Annotated in this window: 19 protein-coding genes and 1 tRNA gene; 8 read left to right on the plus strand and 12 right to left on the minus strand. The window is 48.6% G+C overall.

The features are described from left to right. Positions 1-231: 231 nt before the first annotated feature. A complete protein-coding gene (gene trpD, locus HMPREF2609_RS03640) occupies positions 232-1,323 on the minus strand; it encodes an anthranilate phosphoribosyltransferase (protein ID WP_192831430.1) in 1,092 nt (363 codons plus the stop codon). A gap of 232 nt (positions 1,324-1,555) precedes the next feature. Here trpD and HMPREF2609_RS03645 point away from each other — a divergent pair, with 232 nt between their 5' ends. The 4 genes from HMPREF2609_RS03645 to HMPREF2609_RS03660 all read left to right on the plus strand — a co-directional run bounded on the left by HMPREF2609_RS03645 (position 1,556) and on the right by HMPREF2609_RS03660 (position 5,869). After that, on the plus strand, positions 1,556-2,194 hold the full coding sequence (locus tag HMPREF2609_RS03645; protein WP_004004662.1) for an aa3-type cytochrome oxidase subunit III: 639 nt from the start codon (positions 1,556-1,558) through the stop codon (positions 2,192-2,194). 62 nt (positions 2,195-2,256) lie between these two features. Next, entirely contained in the window at positions 2,257-3,051 is a 795-nt protein-coding gene (locus tag HMPREF2609_RS03650) for a cytochrome bc1 complex diheme cytochrome c subunit (RefSeq protein ID WP_048752171.1), read from the plus strand. A gap of 43 nt (positions 3,052-3,094) precedes the next feature. Beyond that, a complete protein-coding gene (locus tag HMPREF2609_RS03655; RefSeq protein ID WP_004004660.1) occupies positions 3,095-4,201 on the plus strand; it encodes a cytochrome bc1 complex Rieske iron-sulfur subunit in 1,107 nt (368 codons plus the stop codon). A 3-nt stretch (positions 4,202-4,204) separates the two neighbouring features. Beyond that, entirely contained in the window at positions 4,205-5,869 is a 1,665-nt protein-coding gene (locus HMPREF2609_RS03660; RefSeq protein ID WP_048752172.1) for a cytochrome bc1 complex cytochrome b subunit, read from the plus strand. A gap of 675 nt (positions 5,870-6,544) precedes the next feature. Here the strand turns inward: HMPREF2609_RS03660 and HMPREF2609_RS03665 are convergent. The 5 genes from HMPREF2609_RS03665 to HMPREF2609_RS03685 form a co-directional block, all read right to left on the minus strand. Next, positions 6,545-6,946 carry a cytochrome c oxidase subunit 4 gene (locus tag HMPREF2609_RS03665; protein WP_048752174.1) on the minus strand — a complete coding sequence of 134 codons (402 nt, stop codon included), beginning with the start codon at positions 6,944-6,946 and terminating at the stop codon, positions 6,545-6,547. Between the two features lie 3 nt (positions 6,947-6,949). Then, positions 6,950-8,653 carry an aa3-type cytochrome oxidase subunit I gene (gene ctaD / locus HMPREF2609_RS03670; protein ID WP_048752175.1) on the minus strand — a complete coding sequence of 568 codons (1,704 nt, stop codon included), beginning with the start codon at positions 8,651-8,653 and terminating at the stop codon, positions 6,950-6,952. A 15-nt stretch (positions 8,654-8,668) separates the two neighbouring features. Beyond that, on the minus strand, positions 8,669-9,556 hold the full coding sequence (coxB, locus tag HMPREF2609_RS03675; protein WP_013399060.1) for an aa3-type cytochrome oxidase subunit II: 888 nt from the start codon (positions 9,554-9,556) through the stop codon (positions 8,669-8,671). Positions 9,557-9,774: 218 nt separating this feature from the next. Further along, positions 9,775-10,128: a HesB/IscA family protein gene (locus HMPREF2609_RS03680; RefSeq protein WP_004004655.1), complete on the minus strand. Its 354-nt coding sequence runs from the start codon at positions 10,126-10,128 to the stop codon at positions 9,775-9,777. A gap of 186 nt (positions 10,129-10,314) precedes the next feature. Further along, positions 10,315-11,721, minus strand: a complete 1,407-nt coding sequence (locus tag HMPREF2609_RS03685) for a M20/M25/M40 family metallo-hydrolase (RefSeq protein ID WP_070535093.1) — start codon at positions 11,719-11,721, stop codon at positions 10,315-10,317. 97 nt (positions 11,722-11,818) lie between these two features. Here HMPREF2609_RS03685 and HMPREF2609_RS03690 point away from each other — a divergent pair, with 97 nt between their 5' ends. Then, the gene (locus HMPREF2609_RS03690) at positions 11,819-12,442 is read left to right on the plus strand and encodes a DUF3043 domain-containing protein (RefSeq protein WP_004004653.1); all 624 of its coding nucleotides are present in this window, start codon (positions 11,819-11,821) and stop codon (positions 12,440-12,442) included. Positions 12,443-12,508: 66 nt separating this feature from the next. On the opposite strand, the gene HMPREF2609_RS03695 is transcribed toward HMPREF2609_RS03690, so the two are convergent. The 5 genes from HMPREF2609_RS03695 to HMPREF2609_RS03715 all read right to left on the minus strand — a co-directional run bounded on the left by HMPREF2609_RS03695 (position 12,509) and on the right by HMPREF2609_RS03715 (position 16,676). Further along, a complete protein-coding gene (locus HMPREF2609_RS03695; RefSeq protein WP_048752179.1) occupies positions 12,509-13,600 on the minus strand; it encodes a quinone-dependent dihydroorotate dehydrogenase in 1,092 nt (363 codons plus the stop codon). A gap of 23 nt (positions 13,601-13,623) precedes the next feature. Continuing rightward, the gene (locus HMPREF2609_RS03700) at positions 13,624-14,406 is read right to left on the minus strand and encodes an isoprenyl transferase (RefSeq protein WP_048752181.1); all 783 of its coding nucleotides are present in this window, start codon (positions 14,404-14,406) and stop codon (positions 13,624-13,626) included. A 61-nt stretch (positions 14,407-14,467) separates the two neighbouring features. Beyond that, positions 14,468-15,235 carry a DNA repair protein RecO gene (gene recO / locus HMPREF2609_RS03705; protein ID WP_048752184.1) on the minus strand — a complete coding sequence of 256 codons (768 nt, stop codon included), beginning with the start codon at positions 15,233-15,235 and terminating at the stop codon, positions 14,468-14,470. Positions 15,236-15,319: 84 nt separating this feature from the next. Continuing rightward, the gene (locus tag HMPREF2609_RS03710; RefSeq protein WP_004004649.1) at positions 15,320-15,595 is read right to left on the minus strand and encodes a hypothetical protein; all 276 of its coding nucleotides are present in this window, start codon (positions 15,593-15,595) and stop codon (positions 15,320-15,322) included. 121 nt (positions 15,596-15,716) lie between these two features. Beyond that, positions 15,717-16,676 carry an L-lactate dehydrogenase gene (locus tag HMPREF2609_RS03715; protein WP_013399053.1) on the minus strand — a complete coding sequence of 320 codons (960 nt, stop codon included), beginning with the start codon at positions 16,674-16,676 and terminating at the stop codon, positions 15,717-15,719. A 586-nt stretch (positions 16,677-17,262) separates the two neighbouring features. Here HMPREF2609_RS03715 and HMPREF2609_RS03720 point away from each other — a divergent pair. After that, the gene (locus HMPREF2609_RS03720) at positions 17,263-18,345 is read left to right on the plus strand and encodes a 2,3-butanediol dehydrogenase (RefSeq protein ID WP_048754050.1); all 1,083 of its coding nucleotides are present in this window, start codon (positions 17,263-17,265) and stop codon (positions 18,343-18,345) included. A gap of 135 nt (positions 18,346-18,480) precedes the next feature. On the opposite strand, the gene HMPREF2609_RS03725 is transcribed toward HMPREF2609_RS03720, so the two are convergent. Further along, a tRNA-Leu gene (locus HMPREF2609_RS03725) sits at positions 18,481-18,566 on the minus strand. Positions 18,567-18,769: 203 nt separating this feature from the next. Here HMPREF2609_RS03725 and pepN point away from each other — a divergent pair. Both pepN and HMPREF2609_RS03735 read left to right on the plus strand, forming a co-directional pair. Beyond that, positions 18,770-21,442 (plus strand): aminopeptidase N, encoded by a 2,673-nt coding sequence (pepN, locus tag HMPREF2609_RS03730; RefSeq protein WP_048752187.1) that lies wholly within the window; start codon positions 18,770-18,772, stop codon positions 21,440-21,442. A gap of 218 nt (positions 21,443-21,660) precedes the next feature. Further along, positions 21,661-22,890 (plus strand): HIRAN domain-containing protein, encoded by a 1,230-nt coding sequence (locus tag HMPREF2609_RS03735; RefSeq protein ID WP_070450205.1) that lies wholly within the window; start codon positions 21,661-21,663, stop codon positions 22,888-22,890. The last annotated feature ends 74 nt before the right edge of the window (positions 22,891-22,964 follow it).

Here is a 22,964-nt window from a genome sequence, read left to right on the forward strand (position 1 = left end):
TCAAAGAGTTTACTCACACAAACTCACAACACCACAAATGGCCGATAATATACATTATGTAAAGTAGAGTCAGAAAACCACACCCCAGCCACTCAACCTTCCGTGCAATTGAACCGGATTAGCTGCCAGTGCGCCCTCGTAAAGACGGTTTCACCCCAGCAGCTTCTTTCTCCTCAATGTCCAGTAAAGCTACAGATACACCAAAATCTTCTATTTACATGAATAGGCGCTTTACGGACTCGGCGTTTCTACCACCAGGTGGCTAAACTCTACCCAAGCGTTCAAAACTTGAGCTGCTGCCCCAGTATCAATAGATTGGCGCGCATCCGCCAAAGCTTCTGTGTACCGTTCCTCAAAGCTCCTGCCGTCGTTTTTTCGGTAAGCTATCAGACCGGCCGCCGCATTAATAAGAACTGCATTACGAATTGCATGCAACGAGTCTTTTGCCGACTCGCCCTCCCCAGCTAATACTGCGCGAAACACACTGGCGTTATACTCAGCATCTCCCCCTCGCAGGTTATCTAATGAAGAACGCTCAATCCCATAGCCTTCGGGATTAAAGACATATTTCTGAAGAGTACCCCCACTTGCTTCCCAGATCTGGGAAGTTGTAGCAATTGTCAATTCATCAAGCCCATCATCCCCCCGGAATACAAGGGCATGGTCGCCTCGATTCGCGAAAACCCAAGCCATCTTTTCTACCATCTGCGGATTAGCTACCCCAATTGCAGATGATGACACTCGCGCAGGGTTTGTCATGGGTCCTAGGTAGTTAAAAGCCGTTGGTATACCTAATATTTTTCGAGTTGGCCCTACGAACCGCATAGAGGGATGAAAAGTCATTGCAAATAGAAAGGTGATTCCTACTTGCCGAGCGCACGCGGCAACAGACTTAATCGGCATATCTAGCTGAATACCTAGCGCCTCCAAGACATCTGCCGACCCTGATTTAGAGGTTGACGCCCGGTTACCATGTTTAACAACTGTCGCACCTGTACCAGCAATAACCAAGGCTGCCATGGTGGATATATTGACGGTATTCTGCTGATCTCCGCCAGTGCCTACAATATCAACCGCGTGTACGTCAAGATCAATAGTTTCAGCTTTTGCAAGCATTCCTCGCGCAAGGGCGCCTAACTCTTCAGAGGTCTCCCCCTTCATGTGGAGCGATGTCAGGAAGGAAGCAAGTATAGGTTCAGGCGTTGAACCAGTCATAATTTCATCCATAGCCCAGTCCACATGACGAGAACCGAGATCCTGCCCAGAGATGAGCTGATTCAAAATGTATTTCCAGGTTAATGACTCATGTGCAGTTATATCCATACTCCCGATTTTAACCTTCCTGCAGGATTCATCTGCTGCCAGCGCATAGGGTGCCACAGCTTTGAGGCTTCTCTCCCCCACGAACTTACCAAAACATTACACATAGAGCGTGTCGCACAAATCTCGTGAAAACCGCTAGTTTACAGGGAACTCTAAGGATTTTCCCAACACACCGCAAGATTTAAGAGGTTATGTATTCGCTCTTCGCAAGTTTTAGCGACATAATGTCTATGTGACAACTGTAACCAATAACCCCAGCAGGCCGGCACATCCGGCTCTTAACCGACCCAACACGGTCGCCATTGGTACCGTCGTGTGGTTGGCATCAGAGCTGATGTTCTTTGCCGGGCTTTTTGCTATGTACTTCACCCTTAAGGCATCACGTCCTGACATTTGGGCTGATAATGTACATATCCTTAACGTTCCCTTCGCTTTTATCAACACAATCGTTCTTGTGCTGAGTTCTGTGACATGCCAGATGGGCGTATTTGCCGCAGAACAGCTCAAACCACGCCGCTCCGGTTCTTTGCTGAATATTAAGGCATGGGGCATGGCTGAATGGTTTGTGTTGACTTTCATCATGGGCGCAATCTTCGTCTGCGGTCAGGCTTATGAGTACGCAACCTTGGTTTCAGAAGGCGTAACCATTGCATCTAGCGCTTACGGATCCGCTTTCTACATCACAACAGGGTTCCATGCGTTACACGTGACAGCTGGTCTAGTAGCTTTCCTCCTGATCATTGGTCGCGCATTTGTCGCTAAGCGATTTGGTCATTACGAAGCAACTAGTGCAATCGTTGTCTCGTACTACTGGCACTTTGTAGATGTCGTGTGGCTCGCTCTATTTGCCGTAGTGTACTTCGTCAAATAACAGTCCAACACTCTCGCCCCGTCCGTATCCATTTTTACTAGCACACACAAGGAACAAAAGACGTGAAGGCACTTTCACAGAAGCGGCGTCACCCGCTTGCAGCTATTGTGTTGCTTGCGTTGGCTCTCATCCTTACTGGTGGTCTCTACACAGTTGCCACTGCCACCAATCAGGCCAAGGCCGAGTCAAGCCATGCATACACTCAAGATGATGTAAACGCTGGTCAAAAACTCTTCCAAGCCAACTGTGCAACCTGCCATGGAATGAACGCTGAAGGCACCGCTGATGGTCCTTCGCTCATCGGTGTTGGTGCAGCCGCAGTTGATTTTCAGGTTGGTACCGGCCGCATGCCTATGCAGATGCAAGGTACACAGGCTCAAGTCAAACCTGGTCAGTTCAACGAGGAACAGACGAAGCAGCTCTCTGCATATGTTGCTTCGCTGGGCGCCGGTCCTGCAATACCTGAAGCAGAGAATCTAGATACCACCAAAGGCGATGCTGCAAATGGTGCCCGTGTCTTCCTAGCCAACTGCGCAATGTGTCATAACGCGGCTGGTGCGGGTGGTGCTCTTACCCGAGGGAAGTTTGCTCCTTCTCTCATGGGTGTTAGCGATCAACATATCTATGAAGCCATGGAAACTGGACCTCAAAATATGCCTGTTTTCAATGACGCAAACCTTACCCCGCAAGAGAAGCGTGATGTTATCACCTATTTGAAAGCACAGGAAAAAAATGTTTCCCCTGGTGGTCTTAAGCTAGGCTCTCTAGGTCCTGTCGCTGAAGGTCTGTTGATTTGGAGCGTCGGTCTAGGGATCGTGCTTATCTTTGTTATTTGGCTGACCTCTCGCTCAGCATAAATACGCACATACTATTCGTATCGGAAAAGATTTGAGGCAACACATGGGAAACCATCGTGACGGTCAAGACGCTCAGAGCGTCACCGTAGTTACCTCTTCAGAGGATTCAAAGGAGCAGTTTCAGAATCCTGGGCTGCCTCCACATCGTCCACGTCTGACAGATGTGGATTCGAAGCGTGCTAAAGGTGCTGAGCGCCAAGTTATTCTACTCTTTGTACTATCAATGCTCGGCTCTTTGTTATTCTGGGTCGCGTATTTCGGTATATCAGTTGAAGGTAACTTCTTTGATGTAAACAATACGGAGCCTACCAGTAAACTGCAGCTGCAGAACCTCTTGCTTGGTTTAGGTATAGCATTCGCTATGTTCGGCATTGGTATTGGAGTTGTTCATTGGGCACGTACGCTTATGCCTGACCATGAACTCGTTGAGGAGCGGCACGATTTGCGTCCTGAAGAGGATCGCGCCGAGGCAGAAGAAATCATCGAAACTATTATTGATGAGTCAGGTATTAAACGCCGTCCTCTCCTGCGCAATACTCTCATTGGCTCAGTTATTCTGGCTCCGTTAACTTTTATTACGTTTCTGCGCGATCTGGGGCCGAATGATCCTGCCGTTCTTAAACACACGATGTGGGATCAGGGTGTCCGTCTTGTACGCGACCCTTCTGGGACTCCGATTAAAGCTTCTGACGTTACGATCGGATCTGCTTATCACGTTCTGCCGGAGACCATCACGTCCCTCAGCCATGAAAATGGCTATCTAGAGGAAAAAGCTAAAGCAGTTGTCTTGTTGATGCGTCTTGACCCCAATGAGATGAAGATTTCGGAAGAACGCAAAAACTGGCACGTTGACGGTATAGTCGCTTATTCGAAGGTCTGTACACACGTTGGATGTCCCATCGCGCTGTACGAGCAGCGAACGCATCATCTGCTGTGCCCGTGCCATCAGTCTACTTTTGATGCGGCAGATGAATGCAAGGTTGTATTCGGTCCTGCAGGTCACGCACTCCCACAGTTGCCGATTACAGTCGATGATAATGGTTATCTTGTGGCTCAGAGCGACTTCCATGAGCCAGTTGGTCCCGCGTATTGGGAACGCGGTCAGCACGTCGAAGAAATGCGTGCAGAGCGTGAGAAGGAGGCGAAATAAGTAATGTCTACAACAACTGGCTACGAATACAAACCTAAAAGCAACGCTGGGCGTATCGCGAATTTTGTTGATACGCGTGTTGGCATGTCTGGGGTTGTTAAAGAATTTGGCCGAAAAATCTTTCCAGATCACTGGTCCTTTATGTTCGGTGAGGTGGCTCTATACAGCTTTGTAGTGCTCCTTATTTCAGGAACTTTTTTAACATTCTGGTTTAACCCATCAACCGCTGCAGTTACCTATGACGGTTCATATGTACCCATGAAGGGTACAGAAATGTCTGTTGCGTTTGCGTCTACTTTAGATATCTCTTTTGATATTCGCGGGGGCCTGTTGATCCGTCAGATTCACCACTGGGCGGCTCTCATGTTTATGTTGGCCATCTGTATCCACATGCTCCGTGTCTTCTTTACAGGGGCTTTCCGCCGTCCACGTGAGCTGAACTGGGTTGTAGGTTGCGTCCTCTTTGTCACGGGCATTATGGCGGGCTTTACTGGGTACTCCCTCCCCGATGATGTGCTCTCTGGTAACGGTTTGCGAATTGTCGATGGCATTATGGTCGCAATTCCGCTTGTAGGTACATACCTCTCGCTTTTCTTCTTCGGAGGCGAGTTCCCAGGTGAACACATTATTAGCCGCCTATACAGCCTGCATATCATGATCATTCCGGCAGTTCTGTTGTTGTGCGTTGGACTGCATATGTTCATGGTTGTCCTGCATAAACACACCCAATATCCAGGACCAGGTCGTACCAACAATAACGTTGTTGGTTTTCCTGTAGGTCCGGTTTATGCTGCAAAAGCAGGCGGTTTCTTCTTCATAGTTTTCGGTATCATCGCTTTCTTAGCTTCCACCTTCACTATTAACGCAATATGGAACTATGGTCCCTACGATCCATCTCCAGTTCAAGCAGGTACTCAGCCTGACTGGTACGTAGGCTTTGGTGACGGTGCATTACGTCTATGGCCTGGTGTTTGGCCATGGTCATGGGAATGGCAAATCGGTGGAACATGGGTTCTGAATGTCCTACTGCCTTTTGCACTCGCAGGCGTCTTGATGGGATTCTTATTCACGTGGCCTTGGATCGAACGTTGGGTCACCAAAGATAATCGGGTTCATAATATTCTTGATCGCCCGCGTAACGCTCCATTCCGTACAGGCGCCGGTGTTGCCGGTATCATCTACTACTCAGTTTTGATGATCGCGGCATCTTCTGATTTGATCGCAACACATTTCCACGTCTCGCTAAATGATGTAGCTTATGTATTGCGTGCGCTCTTCTTCCTTGGACCCATCCTTGGTTTCGAGATTACCCGAAGGATTTGCCTCTCCTTGCAGCGTAAAGATCGTGAGCTAGTGCTTCATGGCATCGAAACTGGTCAAGTGGTGCAACTCCCCCATGGTGAGTTTATTGAGGTGCACAGGCCTCTTGACGAGTATCGTCGGTACAAGCTAGTTAGTTTCGATTCACCAGATGTAATACCTGCACGCCCCAATGCTAAGGGGAAGGTTACAATGCTTGAGAAAGCACGAGGCACCTTATCGAAGTTGTTCTTTACTGATCGTGTTCTTCCTGTAACTCCTACTGAGCTAGAAGAAGCTCATCATGAACATAATGAAGCTCAAAGGGTTGAGGGAGCTTCCTTTGATAGCCCCGAGATTAAGGGCTAAAGTTACAACTTCATAAGTTTACTTGAGGGTTGGTGCCACAAAACTGTGGGACCAACCCTCAACGTTTGTACCGCATGTATCTCTTCCAGCAATGTTGCTGTTGACCCAATATCATATCCATCTTCTAAGGCCAGGAGTCCAGACTTTCTCATGAAAAATTCTCATAAGCAGCATGCCCTATTCCTGAAACTAAGAATCTTTGCTTACTTATCAGCGATCGCTATATACCTGATGCCATAATGGAATAACTTCATATGTGCTAAGCACACCCCGTCCCTGAAATTTACACAAACTATCATGCCGCTGGTCTTAGAGGCAGGAAGGAGCCTAGCGGATTAACAGATAAAAGTAGCAATAACCTAGGTTTGAGGTTGAGACTCTAGAATTCTTGCAGAGAGAGCACTTCTGCGAGCATAAAATTGCCGTCTTTTCTTTCGAGCCGAGCGTACTGATAAGCGAGCGAAACTGCCTCTGCAAAAACTATTATCGTGCGATAGGCACCTCGCTGCTTCGATGATCCTCAGATAAACTGCCAATACAGACAATTAATCCAACTAGCTTTTTCTTACCTCCCTTTTTAGTACATATCTTTTATTCGAGAATCTCTGGAATATAGAAAAGGTGGGGTTACATCATCCGTATAGATGATGTAACCCCACCTTTTACTGTATATGATTAGTGTGCGTGATCACCGCGGTTGTATTCATATACCCACCCGATAACGGCGACTGCTACGATAGGCAACGCAAGAATTAGTACCCACCAAGCAATCGCTGCCCCAAGAACAACAATCATGCACGTTAAACCGATCATGAACGGCCACCAAGACCATGGTGAGTAGAACCCATACTCACCAGCACTCTCAGCGATTTCACCCGTGTAGTTATCCATGGGTTGGCTTCCTAGCTTCTTTTCAGTAAACATGAGGAAGAAAGCCAAGAAGAAGCACATGAGCGCCGTCACGAGGAGCGCGGGAAACCCGGCCCACTCATCAAAATTGGTCATAAACCCATAAATAATTCCAACAGGAGTAAAGAATATACCAAGGTACAGGAAGACCTTCCCGAGAACTTTCACGGTTTACTCTCCCTTCTGTGCTGCAAGAGCTGCAGCGGCAACATCATGATTCGTTGAAAGCTCGGGATGATGTAGGTCTAGAGCCGGGCGTTCGGAACGGATACGAGGCAATGCAGTAAAGTTGTGGCGGGGCGGAGGACAAGAAGTCGCCCATTCGAGAGATCCGCCGAATCCCCAGGGATCGTCTACCTCGACTTTCGGAGCATACCGAGCAGTAATGTAAACATTCCAGAACCAGGGAATCATTGAAACGGCAAGAATCATGGATCCAACAGTTGAGAACTGGTTCATCCAGGTGAAACCGTCTTCGGGCAGATAGTCAGCGTATCGACGAGGCATACCATCAACGCCAACCCAGTGCTGAATCAAGAAGGTCGCGTGGAACCCGAAGAATACCAGCCAGAAGTGAATCTTACCGATCCGTTCGTTGAGCATCTTGCCAGTGAATTTTGGCCACCAGAAGTAGAATGCACCAAACATACCAAAAACAATGGTTCCAAAAATCACGTAGTGGAAGTGTGCAACCACGAAGTAAGTATCCGAGATATGGAAGTCTAGAGGCGGAGTAGCCAGGATAATACCCGTCAGACCTCCAAAGAGGAAGGTTACTAAAAATCCATAGATCCACAATAATGGAGTTTCAAACGTAATGGACCCCTGCCACATAGTCCCAATCCAGTTGAAAAACTTCACGCCGGTTGGAACACCAATCATCATGGTCATGAACGAGAAGAACGGAAGCATAATCGCTCCAGTTACGTACATATGGTGCGCCCACACAGTTACAGACAGGCCCGCAATAGCAATGGTCGCTGTAACAAGACCTTTGTAACCAAAAATGGGTTTACGTGAGAATACAGGGATAATCTCCGAAGTCACACCAAAGAAAGGTAGCGCAAGCACATACACCTCAGGGTGCCCGAAGAACCAGAACAAGTGCTGCCAGAGCACCGCTCCCCCATTTTCTGGATCAAAAATATGTCCTCCGAATCGGCGATCCATACCTAGAGCAAACAAAGCGGATGCCAGAGGCGGGAAGATCATAATAATCAAGATTGAAGTAATCAGAGTTGTCCACGTAAACACAGACATACGCCACATAGTCATGCCAGGGGCGCGCATTGCCACAATTGTAGTAATGAAGTTAACCGCACCCATAATTGTGCCGAACCCCTGCAACGCAAGACCAAAGACCCATAAATCACCACCGACAGACGGGCTGTAAGTAGTGCTATTTAGTGGGACGTATGCAAACCAGCCGAAAGAGGCTGCACCTTGTGGGGTAATAAAACCTGCAATCGCTACTAGCGACCCAAAAAGGAAGAACCAAAAAGCCAATGCGTTTAAGCGCGGGAATGCCACATCGGGAGCACCAATTTGGAGCGGGATAAGCACGTTCGCCAAACCGGTGAACAAAGGGGTGCCGAACATGAGAAGCATAAGGGTACCGTGCATCGTAAAGAGCTGGTTAAATTGCTCCTTCGTCTGTAGGATCTGCATACCGGGCTCAAAAAGCTCAATACGCATCAGCAGAGCCATAGTTCCGCCCATGCAGAAGAAGATGAAGGCAGAGATCAGGTACATGTACCCAATGGTCTTGTGGTCCGTGGAAGTAATCCAATTGACAAAGATGCGTCCCTTGGACTTAGGAACCACGCGCGGCGCAACAGCCGTTGCACTCTCAGTTGAATATTCGAGGGTAGTCACGTCTATTTCACCCCTTTATTGGTTAGCGGGACGCGGAGTCGCGTTCTGGTTGGGATTACGGTTGTATTCGTCCCCAGCGATACCCTGATTCTCGGGATTTTGCTTAAGGGAATTGATGTAGTTGTCGTAGTCTTCCTGTGAGACCACCTTGACATTAAACAACATCTCAGAGTGGTACTCACCGCAAAGTTCAGCGCATTTACCCTTATAATCACCAATTTCTTTGGTAGTGATATGAATATGGTTCGTCATACCAGGGATCGTATCCCGTTTCTCTAGGAAAGCCGGAACCCAGAACGAATGGATCACATCACGCGATTTGAGGACTACGTCAACATTTGAGTTAACGGGCAGATAAAGCGTTGGAAGTTCTGCTTCTTTACCTGGTGAACCATCAAGGTGAGCTTGTACACCAGTTACATGCACGTTTTCATCTGTGTAGTTGAAATCCCAGGCCCATTGTTTGCCATACACTTCAACAGTGACCTGTCGATCGGCACCAGTTTTAGGACCAGTTACTTGACGCTCGACTCGGTCTGAAAACGTAAACATACTGACGATCAAGACGACTGGAACGAAAGTATAAAAAATTTCCAGAGGCAGGTGATAGCTGAGCTGACGAGGATAGCCACTTTCGTTCTTACGCCTACGGTAGGCAATGATGCACCATAGCATCAAGCCCCAAGTAATAAGACCGACAACAAGAGCTGCACTCCAAGTGCCTACCCAGAGATGCATGAGGTTCTCGGCATTATCAGTAGCCGGATGCCCAGCTTTTGTAGGTAACCAGCCTACAGCTGCCCTATCCATTGAACAACCAGTCATCAGCAGCGTCGCTGTAGTCCCGAGGCCAACAAGACTTGCACGCTTACGACGACTGCCGGTTCGATATTGCGAACTCACAGACGGCCCTTCCTGTTCTTGCAGTGTGTGCTAGTGCTCAGGTCTACAGGTAAACCTGAGGCAATTATAAAAAACTTATCCCTTAGAGCTTACCGCGAATTCTGCTCTTACGGTGACACTCTGTCACTGAAATTGTAAGTTTCCTGGAAAATTACTGAATTTTAACGTAACAGAACCCCTAAAGTTGGTTTTTTAGGGGTTCTGTTATATCCATGCTCCTAATGGAAAGAGTCGCCACAGGCACATGATCCTGCCGCGTTCGGATTATCAATTGAGAATCCTTGTTTCTCAATCGTGTCTTCAAAATCAATCGTTGAGCCATCTAGATAAGGGGCACTCATTTTATCTACGATAACCTGCACACCGTCATAATCACGCACTGCGTCACCATCAAGTACTCGCTCATCGAAGTAGAGCTGATAGATTAGCCCGGAACAGCCACCGGGCTGTACAGCAATCCGGAGGCGCAAATCGGTACGTCCTTCTTGTTCGAGCAAAGTACGTACTTTATTCTGAGCAACTTCAGTAAGGTTAACCCCGTGTGTTGGTAGCTCAGTTACAGTCTCAGTCATGTTTATCCTTTCCTGACAATATCCCCCTTCGTAAAGTCAGATTACGCTGTCCTACTTCTTCACGACAACAGCGGACTCACAAGTTCACTAAGGGCATCAAGGTCTCTTACGTCCAGAATACCAACTTTGTAGAATTCTGTACTTAGTGTGTGAGGTATATTCCTTGAGTTGCTTTCCTTTCCTAATCTACTTACTCCTGCTGAGAGCACTCAATATCAGTGCCTCCGCTAAAATTCCTCGTTTAAAATCAGGTACATACAGCGATTCGTTGGCGCTATGTGCCCGGGTGTCTGGGTCTTCAACACCAGTTACTAGAATCTGGGCGTCGGGGAAGTTCTCCTTCAAATCCGCTATAAAAGGTATTGAGCCTCCTATGCCTGTCTGCACAGGAGATATACCCCAAGCTTGAGCCATTGCTGACAAGGTGATTTGAGCTCCATCCTGCTCAACATCTGTGGCAAAGGGTAACCCTGAGTCGACAGGAGTATAGCTAACTTGCGCGTTATAAGGTGCATGCTTCTTTATATGGTCTGCCAGAACTTTGTGCGCATTTTCGGGAGAATCACCAGGAGCCAGCCGGACACTAATACGAGCTCGCGAAGTAACAGCAAGGGTATTTGAAGAATGGGCAATTGACGGAATATCCATACCTATAACGGAAAGTGCAGGTTGCTGCCAGAGCCGAGATGTAATTGATCCATATCCTGCTAGAGGCATCTGGTCTAAGATTCCAGCATCTGCGCGGAATTCATGTTCAGGATATTCGACCTTAGGGTCTTCACCACGGTACAGGCCTTCTATAACAACTGCACCTTCGTCATCATGAAAAGTACCCAGCAGACGGGCTAATACCGTATGTGCGTCTAGAAAAGGGCCTCCAAAAATACCAGAGTGTACTGCGTGATTACCAGTTCGAACTTCAATATCCCCGCTAGCTACGCCACGTAATGAGGTAGTTAATGCCGGAACTCCAGCTCGCCAGTTGGCAGAATCTGCTACCACAATATAATCAGCGGTTAGGTCCCTCTGGTAGGCAGCTAAGAATTCGCGGAAAGAGGGTGACCCTACTTCTTCTTCCCCTTCGATAAAGATCTTTACGCCAACGTTGAAATCATGGCCTAATACTTCCGATACTAAGCGGAAAGCAGCCATATGGGTGATAACCCCTGCTTTATCGTCTGCAGCACCGCGGCCATAGAGGCGAGCGCCTTTCTGAACTGCGGTAAACGGGTCAGTTTCCCACTGCGTGTTATCGCCAGGAGGCTGTACATCATGGTGAGCGTATAACAGGATTGTGGGATACCCTGAAACAGCTGGTTTAGTGGCAATTACCGCTGGCATACCTTGATGTGTCTCCCCCGTTTCATCGTGGTACGACGCAGAAAGGATTTTTACCTCTTGAAAACCTGACCGTTTCGCAAGCTCGTACACAGCTTCAGCGCTTCGTTGGACCTGGGCTAGATCAAAAGCTTCCCACGCGATGGATGGGATAGAGACTAGATCCTTCAGCTCAGTAAGATATTCATCAAAATGGGCTTCAAGCGCCTCTGTGAGCGCATCATGTTCTGGGAATTTATGAGGAAAATTGGCCATGCGTCTAACAATACGCTTTATACAGGGGTGGCGCATACTTTTTTATTTTTGGTCTTGGTATTCGGCGTAGGAAATTATTTTTGGTTATTCTAGTAGGGTGTTTGGTCGTAAAAAAGGTAAGGCTCCGCAGGAGGCTGCTGTCGAGCCTGAAGAAGAGAAACAGCATGAGGTTCCTGAGAACTCTAAGTTCACGCCGAAGAAAGGGCGTCCTACACCGTCTCGTAAAGAGCAAGTTGCGGCGCGAAGGAGGCCTATAGTCGGTGCTGATCGTGGCGCGGCGAAGACTGCTGATCGTGAGGCTGCTGCTGAGCTTAGGGCACGGCAGCGGGAGGCTATGCGTACTGGCGATGAGAAGTATCTACCGATAGTGGATAAGGGGCCTCAGCGGCGGTACATTCGCGACTATATTGATGCTCGCCGGAATTTGGGCGATATAATGCTTATTTTGCTCATTGTTTTTCTTGTTGCGTCGTGGGTCGTGAGCGGTTTTGGCGTAGCTGCTGCTCCTGTCTACTACGGGACTATGTATGGCATGTATGCTCTGATGCTGTTGTGGGTTATTGATTACTGGTTAATGTGGCGCAAGCTTAAACAGATGGTTATTGCTAAGTTTGGCGAGGTACAGCGTGGTAGTGGTATGTATGCGTTCAACCGTGTGATGATGATTCGTCGGATGCGGCGACCTTATCCTCTTGTTAAGTATGGGGAGTATCCAAAGTAAATACTGTGTCTTTAATGATTTCTGGGGTGGGAAACCGTGTTTGGTTTCTCACCCTTTTTGTGAGGTTTATTTTTGGTGCGAGCGACGGATTTTGTAGAGTCCTCGGTTGATGTGGGCGGCCCATAAGGGGCCTTCGTAGAGGAAGGCGGTATATCCTTGGACAAGGTCTGCGCCTGCGTCTAGTCGTTCTTGTACGTCTTGGGCGTTGGTTACTCCTCCAACAGAGATGAGGGCTAGTTTGTTGCCTATTTCTTTCTTGAGGAGGTGTAGGACTTCGAGTGATCGGGTTTTAAGTGGTTCTCCTGAGAGTCCTCCTGCGCCTATAGCGTTAATTTTTTCTTTGGTGGTGTGAAGTCCTAAGCCTTCGCGTGCGATTGTGGTGTTGGTTGCGATGATCCCGTCAAGCTTTAGTTCTTGGGCTAGGCGAGCGACAGCTGTTATGTCTTCGTCTACAAGGTCTGGAGCGATTTTAACGGTGAGAGGCACGTGGCGGTGGGGTGAGACTCGGTTTGCTTCTTCTCGTACGGCTTGTAGGAGTGGGCGGAGTGTTGCGATGGATTGCAGTGTACGTAGTCCTGGGGTGTTGGGGGAGCTTACGTTGACGACGAGGTAGTCTGCTTGTGGGGCTAGGGTACGTGTTGATATTAGGTAGTCTTCTATGGCGTTTTCTAGTTCTACAATCTTTGTTTTTCCTATGTTGACGCCGATGATGGGGCGTTTCTCGGGACGGTATTCGGTTTCTAGATCGGCACGTGCTGATGCGACTCGGGGTCCTGCGGCTGCGGCACCGTCGTTGTTGAATCCCATACGATTAATGACTGCTTTATCTTCGATGAGGCGGAATAAACGTGGTTGTGGGTTACCAGGTTGTGCCTGTCCGGTGATGGTGCCGATTTCGATGTGTCCGAATCCTAGTCCTGCAAGGGCTGCGATACCTTTCCCACCTTTGTCGAAGCCTGCGGCTAGTCCGAAGGGTGAAGGGAAGGTGAGTCCCATGGCTGTGGTGCGGAGGCTGGGATTGGGTTGAAGGTAGCTTTTGAGGATGCGAGTAATACCTAGGTTTTTGAGGGTTTGTATTCCCCAGAAACCAATGTGGTGTGCTTTTTCGGGATCCATGCCTGCGAAGAAGATTTTGAAGAAGGTTGGGTATAGTCGCATTATTTGCTCCTTGTGGTGTGGTGTTAGTTTTTGGGGTTAGGAATTTTGTCGGTGGCGCCTCCGTATCGGCGGTCGCGGCTGGCGTATTCTTCGACGGCTTCGTAGAGGGTTAGGCGGTCTACATCTGGCCAGAGTACGTTCATGAAGACGAATTCGGCGTAGGCGCTTTGCCAGAGGAGGAAGTTGGATATTCGTTGTTCGCCTGATGATCGGAGGAAGAGGTCGACGTCTGGTAGGTCTGGTTCATCGAGGTATTTTTGGAAGGTTTTTTCTGTGATAGATGAGGGTTTGAGGATGCCTGCTTGTACGTCTTGTGCAATGGTTGCGGCTGCGTCTGCGATTTCTGCGCGTCCTCCATAGTTAACGCACATAGTGAGGGTGCAGGTGGTGTTATTGATGGTTTCGCGTTCGCATTGTTCGAGTTGTGAGATAACGTTTTTCCAGAGTTTGGGGCGGCGCCCTGCCCAGCGGATGCGTACTCCCCAGGATTTGAGGGTTTCGAGTTGTCGGTTAAGGACTTCGGTGGAGAACCGCATGATGAAGGATACTTCGCTGGGTGAGCGTTTCCAGTTTTCTGTGGAGAAGGCATAGGCACTGATATAGGGTATGCCCATTTCTATGGCTCCTGCAACGATATCGAGGAGGGCTGCTTCGCCTGCTCGGTGTCCTTCATTGCGTGGGAGTCCGCGTTCATTGGCCCAGCGTCCGTTGCCGTCCATGACAACAGCAACGTGTTGAGGAATGAATTTTTTGGGTATGGGTGGTGGAGTTGTTCCGGAGGGGTGTGCCGGTGGTTTTTGTGGCATGGGATTCTTTCCGGGTTGATGGTGTGTTAATACAGTATTTTACCGTGTTTGATGGTGTTTTTTAGGTTTCTAGTTCGAGGTAGGTGAGGGTCTTGAGGGGGGTTTCGAGGTAGTTTTGGGTGGTGTGTAGGGTGAGGTTGAGTATTTTGCGTGCAGTGAGAGGTGAGGCTTTATCTATAGTGTCCCAGTTCCCTTTATAGAGAGCTTGTATGTAGTTGTATTCGGTGGGTGTTATGGGTGTTGTGGGGGTGTCATTTTGGTGGGCGCAAGTTTTGCAGAGGGTTCCTGTTATGCCACGTGTGCCTGCTGGGTGGTACCCAGTGGTGATGGGTTGATTGCAGTGTGTGCAGGTGGCAGTGAAGATGAGCCAGCCTGCGAGTTTCATGGCACGTAAGATATAGCTTGTGAGGATGCGCTGTGGTGTGTGTTTGTTATGAGCTAGTGTGGCGATTGCTCCGTGAGTGAGGTGGTAGTGTGGGTTGGTGTCGTGGGGGGTACTGTTGGTGTTAAGTGTTTCTGCGACCTCAGCGATGGTGTTTGCGGCGGTGTAGGCGTTGTAGTTACCCATGAGGGTCGCTGTATAGGCATGTATGGTTGCGGCTTGGGATATGGTGTGGAGGTTTGTTTTGCCTCGGGTGAAGGACAGGTCGGTGTGCATGTAGGGTTCTAGCCGAGCACCGAATTTTGAGTTTGGTTTGCGGATTGATTTGGCAACGGCGTGGATGACTCCGTTGTTTTGGGTGAGCATGATAATGATGCGGTCTGCTTCGCCTAGGTTTTGGGCGCGGAGGACGAGGGCGTGGTCTCGGAGGTGTTTTGGGGTGCTCATGGTTTTATGTTTGTGGTGTGTGAAGAGAAACCCCGCATTCTGGCGGGTGGCTAGGATGCGGGGCCTGAGGGTTTGGTTGTGTGGTTAGTTTTTTTCGTATTCGATATCGTCGTCTTCGTCGTCGGTGTCGGTGAGGAATTCGTCGAAGTTTTCGTCGTCATCTCCGTAGACGCTAAGGGGTGTTACTTCGTTATGTACTTCGAAGAGGGCGTTTTCGTAGGCTTCGAAAGCGTTTGCAATTTCGACATAAGCTTCGTCGATTACGGGGTCGTGTTCGCGGGTGCGGTGGGCGACGGCGTCAAGGTGTGTTTCGAGGGCGTCGAGTAGACGAGTGAGTTCGGTGCGGGGGTCAGTGCTCATGTGTCTAGTCTACTATCTTTTATGGCTATTGTGGTTGGAGAGCGTCATATTGTGAAGGTATGACAAACGCGTACCCAGTGTGTTTGGGCACGCGTTTAGAAGGGTGTTTTAGGAATGTTCTTTAGAATCCTAGGGTTTCCAGGGATGCGCGGATTGCTTCTGCGGAGGTGCGTAGCTTATTGTGTTCTTCGTCGTTCATGGGAACGCTGAGGACTCGCTGTACGCCTTCGTAGTTTACGACGGAGGGTAGGGACAGTGCTACGTCTTTGAAGCCGTAGAGTTCGCCTGCTGCAATGGTGGAGATTGGCAGTACGGCGTTCTGGTCTCGGAGGAAGCCTTCTGCAATTCGTGCCGCAGAAACACCGATGGCGTAGTTGGTGGATCCTTTACCTTCAATGACTTTATAGGCTGCGCGCATCGCTTCGTGCGCTAGTTCTGCACGTACTTCTTCAGTAAATACTTTGGTGCCGTTGTATTCCCAGTCAATGAGGGGTACCATGCCGATGTTCGCCGCCGACCAGACAGGGAACTCCGAGTCCCCGTGTTCGCCAATGATATTTGCGTGAACGCTCTTGATGGAGACTCCAGCTTTGCTGGCGACGAGCCAGCGCAGTCGAGAAGAATCGAGTACGGTACCGGAGGATAGTACTCGGTGTGAGGGTAGCCCGGTGATCTTCTGGGCGACAACAGTGAGTACGTCGCAGGGGTTGGTAACCAGCATGTAAATTGCGTTAGGTGACATTTCCATGAGGTTTGGCAGTAATTTTTCGAGAATGCGTACGTTTGCTCCTGCGAGTTCGAGGCGGGGCTGCCCGGGCTCTTGACGGGCACCTGCGGTAATGATGATCATGTCGCAGTCACGCAGGATTTCGAGGTCGTCTCCGCCGGTGAGCTGCGCTTCATGGGCGAACATAGAACCGTGGGCGATATCGAGGGCTTCAGCGTGTGCTCGTTTGCCGTCAATGTCGTAAAGGACGATTTCATTTGCAGAGCCACGTAGGGTTGCTGCGTATGCGGTTGCAGATCCGACACCGCCTGCGCCGATGATGCCGAGTTTAGTGGTAGATTTTACGTTGTTCATTGGGTCGCCGCCCTGTCTTGGGGTTGTTGATTTGTCTGATATGTGGGCAGAAGCACGGAGTGTCTTCTGAAATTCCCATTATCTATTATGCCTTGTTCTTTGGGGTTTATGTTGGTTTAGTTGCTCTTTTCACGATTTTTTATGTGAGTTTTTACTAGAAGACCATATTTTTCTCCCAAGAAGCCATATAAGGGCTTTACGACTTTTTGATTAATATCACATAATTTAACCCTTATTTCTGGGGGGGCAAGGAACCTCCCAAGCCCAAACATATCTAGAGGAACTCACAGCTAGAATACTATTGCGAAGAGTAGTTTTCGTACATTGTCTGGTAGTGGGCTACAAGTTTGGTAATTTTGGTGGGTTTATACGATATTTGGGCTGAAACTACGCGTTTATGTCATATAAAGTATTTTTTCTATGTTTCCTAGTAAACATTGGCATGGAAGAGTAGTGTTATAGATGTAGGCTATCGAGCCTGCGCTTAACTAACCTAGTGCTGTAACAGGTCGGTTTGCGTGATAACAACAGAGTATTCAGCATTAGGCGCATCATATAGAGCCTCAAAGGTAAAGGAGTCTATCCCATGAAGGCAGCTCGTTTTTACGACCGTAATGACATTCGCATTGAGGACATACCCACCCCCGAAGTACAACCCGGTGAAGTGTTGGTCAAAGTAGCATGGTGTGGTATCTGTGGCACTGATTTGCACGAGTATCTTGATGGACCTATTTTCTGCCCTAAACATGGGCATCCGCATCCAATCTCAGGAGAAGATTCTCCTGTAACCCTTGGTCACGAATTCTCAGGCATCGTAGAAGCTTTAGGCGAAGGCATTTCCGATCTTGAAGTCGGAGATCATGTTGTGGTTGAGCCATACATTATTGCAGACTCTGTAGATGTCGGCCCAAATTCGAAGACCTATCATCTTTCTAAGAACATGAACTTTATTGGTCTTGCTGGCCGTGGAGGCGGACTATCAGAGAAGGTATCTGTAAAACGCCGTTGGGTTCACAAGATCTCTAAAGACCTTCCGTTAGATGAAGCTGCACTGATTGAGCCTTTGAGTGTCGGTTATCATGCAGTTGAGCGCGCCGGAGAAATCAAAGACGGTGACTTTGCGCTAGTTACTGGCGCTGGCCCCATTGGCCTGCTTACCTCCGCCGTGCTTAAAGCTAAGGGGGCGAAGGTCATTATCTCTGAGCTGTCCTCGCTACGCCGTCAGAAAGCATTGGATTCTGGAGTTGCAGACTATGCCTTCTCCCCTGCTGAGGTTGATGTCCTAGCAGAAATTCATAAGCTGACCAATGATAAGGGTGTAGACGTAGCCTTTGAATGCACCTCTGTACAGCCTGCACTAGACCTCATTCTGGATGCACTCAAGCCTACCGGTAAAGCCGTGATCGTATCCATTTGGGGTAAACCAGCATCGTTGGATGTTCAGAAGGTCGTGCTTAAGGAGCTCGATATTCGAGGAACCATTGCATACGTGAACAGCCACCCGGAAACTATCAAGCTTGTAGAGTCAGGCAAGATTAACCTCAAGCCGTTCATTACTGGCAGGATTCCTCTTGAAGATCTCATTGACAAGGGATTTGACACGTTGATTAACCACAACGAGACTGCCGTAAAGATCCTCGTCACTACCGATCCGCAGCTTTTGCCCTAGGTAACTTTCTTGTAGCCTTACAGGCAAGTCGCGAGCGCCTTATATTCTGTCTGTCAGAGTATAGGGCGCTCAATTATTTGCGGAAAAGTGAAATAGAAAAGGGCCTCTGATGTTTATCAGAGACCCTTTATAATGTGCGCGAGGGGGGACTTGAACCCCCACCCTCTAATACGAGGACTAGCACCTCAAGCTAGCGCGTCTGCCTATTCCGCCACCCGCGCAGGTTACCTTTGAGAGGGCTTTGCCTGCTCAAAGCAACAAGTAATACTATACGGTTGGCAAGTACAAGCAGGCAAATCTATATAACGTGTTATCCGTCACTTTTAAACATTTAGTACTCCCCATGTTCCTTTCTAGTAACATACAGTACAGTGTTCGGGTCACGTCCATGAAGTACTGCATGTGAGAGTTTAGAATAGAAACTATGAATAACGAGAACCTCTCACGCGAAGAAGCTGCAGAACGGTCAGCGCTCATTACCGTAGACTCATATCATGTTCACCTTGATTTGACCCATGCCAAGGATGAAAATTTCGAGACATACCCTACAGTTACAACCGTTAAGTTTAAATCCCATAAGCCTGGTGCCCAGACTTTCATTGATTATATTCACCACTCTATCGATTCTGTTAGGCTTAATGGCGCGCAGCTTGACCTCAACAAGGTTGTTGATGGCTCACGCATCATGCTGCCCGAGCTTGCCGAGGAAAACGAACTTACTGTTCACGGGCGTTCATACTATTCACGGTCGGGAGAAGGTCTGCACCGCTATATTGATCCTTCGGATGGGCGTGTATATCTTTACACCCAATATGAGCCCGCCGATTGCCGTCGTGTATTCCCCAACTTTGAGCAACCCGATCTGAAAGCTGTTTTTAATTTCCGAATCACAGCCCCACGAGACTGGGTTGTCAGCTCGAACGGGGTTCTAGAATCTGAGGTGTCCGACCCGACTGACTCAAATATCGTTAAGCGCGTTTTTGCTCCTACCGAGCGAATTTCTACCTACATTACCGCAGTGTTAGCAGGTGAATACTTCACAGTCACCGATACCTATAAACCCCAGAGTATTACTAACAGCGGCGATATTCCTTTAGTGGCGTACTGCCGCCATTCTCTAAAACCCCATTTTGACTACGATAATATCTTCCGAGTCACTAAGAACGGCTTAGATTTCTTCCAGGATCTCTTTGACTATCCCTACCCTTACCCGAAGTACGAACAGGCGTTCGTCCCCGAATATAACATCGGCGCGATGGAGAACCCCGGTCTCGTAACATTCACTGAAGATTTCATTTTTGTCTCTGGTGCTACCGAAGATGATCTTGAAGGTCGCGCAAACACTATCTGCCATGAGATGGCACATATGTGGTTTGGAGATCTTGTCACTATGAAATGGTGGGATGATCTCTGGCTTAAAGAGTCATTTGCTGATTTCATGGGTGCTCTAGGTGCTATCGAAGCTAATGGTTTTAACGATGCTTGGGTAACATTCGCGAATCACCGTAAATCTTGGGCATATCTGCAAGATCAGCTTCCTACGACGCATCCCATTGTCGCGGATATACCTCATTTGGAAGCTGCAGCCCAAAATTTCGATGGCATAACTTACGCCAAGGGTGCCTCCACCTTGAAGCAGCTTGTTTCCTATGTAGGCTTTGATACCTTTATCGAAGCGGCACGCGTCTATTTCAAACGTTTTGCTTGGGGGAACACCTCACTTCAAGACTTCCTTGATGTACTTAATGAGGTTTCAGGTCGCGATATGCAGACCTGGTCTCAAGCGTGGTTACAGACTTCTGGTCTATCTACCCTCGGTACTCGACGTGTCTACCGCGAAGATGGTAAGCTCCAGGATTTGTACCTCACTCAGCAGCTACCCGACACTCAGCCAGCCGGTATCGGTCGCCCGCATGTGGTAAAGCTTGAAACTTTTATCCTTCAAGAAGGAAAACTTGTCTCAACAGGCACTCTCTCCCTTGAATACCCTGCCGATCCTATCGCAGAGTATCGTGTCTCTTTGCCCCAAGAGCATAAGAAGACTGTAGGTGAAGCTGACTTACTTATGCTCAATGCAGAAGACCACACCTACGCAAAAATCATGCTCACCGATGAGGATGGTCTTCAAGCGGCAATTGCAGGAGTATCCACTCTTGAATCATCTCTTTCTCGCGGTCTTATCTGGGGGTCTCTCTGGGAAAGCGTGCGCGATGCCAGACTTCCCGTTGCCACTTTCGTAGACGCGGTAGTACGGAACGTATCCCGTGAGAGCAGTGCATCTCTTTTGGGAAGTATGGTGTCGAACAGCCAAAACGCTATTACTAATTTTGGTGCCCCCAAGTCTCGACAGCCTTTGTATGATGCTCTCTATGAGTCTTTCTCGAAAGCGCTCGCTGCCGCCAAACCTGGCTCCGATACGCAGCTCATATTGCTTCGGGGGCTTATCTCTATTTCTTCCTACTCAACTCAAGGTGAAGATCTCTGCCGCGATATCGCCCGAGGGGCTTTTGAAGATACTGTGGGAGATATTGCCGATGCGACTGGTATCCCCTACGATCAGAATCTTGGGTGGAGTGCTTTGGGTACCCTGGCGGGGCGTAACCTTGTTACTGTTGCTGATTTAGACCGAGCTGCACAGTATAATCCGTCATCAATCTCAAAGAATGGCTACGCATATGCGATAGCGGCTATTCCTGATGCCGACCACAAAGCAGCCGCTTATAAACGCATCATGGAAGATTCTTCATTATCCAACGACGCCTTGACCTCAACAGCAAATGGTTTCTTGCGAGGGGATGTTGGGCTGCGAACTCCTTACTATAAGCCTTTCTTCGATTCGCTCCTATCAATGTGGGACACCCGTTCCATTGGTATGGCCACTCGTATAGTTCGCGGTTTATACCCTCGTTCGCTCTACAATTACGGATCCGCTGAAGGAACCGGGGTTAGCGATAATCCTTCAGTTGCTCTAGCCCAAGAATGGTTACGCAAGAATCCATCAGCCCCCTCCGCACTACGTCGGCTCATTTTGGAGGCACAAGATAATGCGCATCGGAATATGATCGGTCAGCAATTCAATAGTTCTTTATCCGACTAGCACTTTCTAGGCATTACAGCCTGGTACAGTATCTCTTCTTCACGCCGCTGTACTGGGCTGTAGCCTATCTATAGGTTTCATTAACGTGAAGCAAGATTTTGACCACATTCATCAATTCCTTAAACGTCACCCAAAAGTTACTTTACGTGTAGGGTACTAGTTATTCCCAAAAACGTGAGAGAATTAGAACATATTCATCACCACCTAAGGAGTTTGCTTTGGTCGATTATGCTCTCGGCGACCGTGGAACCCTCACAATTGTCACCGACAACTACTATGAGGCTGAGACTCTACAAGTCTTTCAAGAGCTCCATGTCAACCGTGAACAGTCCTGGCAAGGCAAGGCTCGCCTTGTTCCAGAACCTGATAACCCCTACGAGGCAAACAGCATTGCTGTATACGTTGGGGATCATAAAGTGGGACGTTTAAGTCGTGACGATTCTGCAAACTATTGGAACGCGATTACCCGCGTTGTTGCTTCCGGTTTCTCTCCTACAGCACAGCTGCAACTCAATGCTATTGCTCTACGAGCTGATAGCGGACCGCACATTAAAAGTGTAGGAAAACTCTTTCTGTCGTCACCGACCTTGCTGTTTCCTCTCAACCATGCCTCAGCGCGAGCAGCTATTCTTCCTCAAGGTCCTTCAATCAAGGTGCTTGACGAGAGTGGACACGCTGAATATCTTCACAGTATTTTGCCGCCGACAGGTGAAGGACGGGTAATTTTAAGACTTGAAGTACAACAGGTTAAAAACCCAGATGGGCACATGGTCAGTTCGGTAGAAGTTTTCCATGAGGATACCCATGTAGGACGTTTAAGCTCCCAAATATCAGAACAGTTTATTCCTGTCATTGAACATGCTGCGAAACATGACAAACTCACCAATGTCTGGGGCACGATACGTGGTAACAGGCTCGAGCTTTCATTAACTATTCAGGCGGTGCGGTCAGAGAATATCCCAGAACAGTGGTACAAAGATTTACCCAACGATGTACCTGAGCTCCTACCTGAGGCCAAGAAGTATGAGGTTCCTGATGCTTTTGTCCCAGCTGAAGCGGAAAACACTCAAGGGAAGCATATTCTTCCTCAGAAGATTCGCGGATTTATCACCTCTGTTGCAGGAAAAAACGGAGTCAGCGAGGCGATCACGGCACACGAAGTTATCCCAGAGAAAGCAGCTAAACCCGTATCTTTCGATGATCTTCCTGAAGAACACACGCGCTTGCTTACCCTCGTCAAAATTATAGGTATAACCCTTCTTATAGTTGGCTTGGCAATTGCAATTTGGCGTGTTCTTCTTGGAGTCCTCATAGCAATTATGGGCGGAGCTCTCTACTCGGTTGCTCTGTATTTTGGTCGTCGGTTACTCAGACTGGCTGCTGAAGAACATGCATCCCAGACTGTTACCGTAACTCCTATACCAGCTAGAACACACGTGCAACATTAATAGCGTTATACGGATAAATTTGGGGTAGTCAGCACAGTATCTGACGTGCTGACTACCCCAAATTTTATCTGCAG

The sequence above is a fragment of the Rothia sp. HMSC058E10 genome (assembly GCF_001809415.1).
GTDB classification, from domain to species: Bacteria; Actinomycetota; Actinomycetes; order Actinomycetales; family Micrococcaceae; genus Rothia; species Rothia dentocariosa.